The organism is Candidatus Hydrogenedentota bacterium (assembly GCA_018005585.1).
GTDB lineage: Bacteria > Hydrogenedentota > Hydrogenedentia > Hydrogenedentales > JAGMZX01 > JAGMZX01.
Genome location: JAGMZX010000072.1, coordinates 26,480 through 27,712, shown reverse-complemented (window position 1 = coordinate 27,712; position 1,233 = coordinate 26,480). Strand labels below are relative to the sequence as shown.

Here is a 1,233-nt window from a genome sequence, read left to right as displayed (position 1 = left end):
ATTGTTCTCAAGGGGGCGAAAGCCCAAAACCATAAGGAGCAGGGGCCATGCGCGCGTTGCTGGTGTTCGTGTTCGCGGGGTCGATATTGATGCAGAGCGGCCTCCCGGCCCAGGAGGCCGAGAGCAAGGGAGACGGCGCCATCACGCCGAAGGCGGAGGACCTGCTGTTCGTCGCCCAGGACGAGAGTTCCTCGGAAAGAAAGATTGAAGCGTATCTCAAGCGCAGCCTTCAGTGGAACGCGCGGGTGGACTACATCGGCGAAAACTTCGACGACATGATCCTGCATTACGACTTCGCCAAGGACCCCGAGTGCCCCGGCCTGTCGATCCTTGTGGACACGCAGCCGTCTTCCCGCGGCGATGCGAACGAAGTGCTCGAACGGGCCATCCACATCCGCACGTATTACATCCTGCCCGACGCGCTCAAGACGCAAGAGCACCGTACAGCGCTGCTCGAACTCAACAACACCTTCTTGCAGGAAGTGTGGCCGGTGCAGGTGTACCTGGATTCCGACAACGATGTGGCGTTCCAGTGCACGGTCAACATCCCGAACAAGTCCGTGCCCGTGCATATGAACATGGTGGCGGACCGCATGGCCCGTGTGCTGGGCTGTTTCTGCGACTATTTCTCGCGCCTGCAGAAGAAGTTTCCGGACCAGATCAAGAACGATTGAGTACGCACCAGGAGTCCCGGGCTGCGGGTTAAGCCGGTCTCTTGTGCCGTATGAGGAGCGGATTATCACCTGCCCCTGCCTGGGTACCGTGGCCTGGTGGTGAGGTGTGTGGTCACATACAATAAGGAGAGACAGAACATGACCAAGAAGCCGTTTGTAACCCTAATGCTCGTTGCCGTGCTCAGCGTGGGCCTCGTTTGCATCGCGGCGGCGCAGGACAAGCAGGATGCCGCCAACCGGTCCGAAAAAGCCGCGGGGGCGTCCGCGGAACCGTCCGGCGCGATGAGCCAATTGGCCCTCGCGTTGCAGTTGGCGGATTGGGGCCGGGCCAACAAGTCTGCCGAAGCCCTGATCGCGGCGGCGCAGATACTGCAGGGCGTGCCGCTGCAGGAGCGCGAACGGGAGCGCGTGGCGCCTCAGGAAGGTACCGCGGACAAGCAGGCAGCGCCGGTTGCGTCCGTCGAGTCGCTGCTGGCGGAAGCGGCCGCTCTTGCCGGCGATGACGCGGCCCTGAAACAGCGCATCGAGGCGATGCGCGCCGCAAAGCCCGAGGCGCCTG

At 62.6% G+C, this 1,233-nt stretch carries 2 protein-coding genes; both read left to right on the top strand.

What is annotated here, in order from left to right:
* The first annotated feature begins 47 nt into the window (after positions 1–47).
* Positions 48–674 carry a hypothetical protein gene (locus KA184_13265; protein MBP8130542.1) on the top strand — a complete coding sequence of 209 codons (627 nt, stop codon included), beginning with the start codon at positions 48–50 and terminating at the stop codon, positions 672–674.
* Positions 675–812: 138 nt separating this feature from the next.
* Positions 813–1,233, top strand: a 421-nt coding sequence (locus KA184_13260) for a hypothetical protein (protein ID MBP8130541.1), incomplete at its 3' end; no start/stop codon positions are given.